1 protein-coding gene is annotated in these 254 nt (G+C 57.1%); it reads left to right on the forward strand.

Annotation, left to right across the window (positions count from 1 at the left end; all coding sequences use genetic code 11):
• On the forward strand, positions 1 to 254 hold a 254-nt coding region (locus SB719_RS21410), incomplete at both ends, for a hypothetical protein (RefSeq protein WP_412159923.1).

Raw genomic sequence — 254 nt, forward strand, 5'->3', positions numbered from 1 at the left:
GGCAGGATCGGAGGCATCCAGATCAAAGACGCCCCGGTCAGCGTAGACGCCCTGCGCAATGAACTTTGCCAGCAGATGCAGTTCATGGTCGCGTCCGGCTGTCCCAATCTTTCATTCAATCTTGGAACCTATGAAGGGTTCGGCCAGGTTCCGACGGACACGATTCTCGATGAAGAGGGCAAGCTCACGCGGACGGGCATTACCGGGACGAGCGGAACCTCCACCATCAACCAGCTCAACGTTGTTTACGCATG

Origin of the sequence: Pantoea sp. SIMBA_079 (genome assembly GCF_046940275.1) — a bacterium.
In the GTDB taxonomy this organism is placed as follows: Bacteria; Pseudomonadota; Gammaproteobacteria; order Enterobacterales; family Enterobacteriaceae; genus Pantoea; species Pantoea borealis.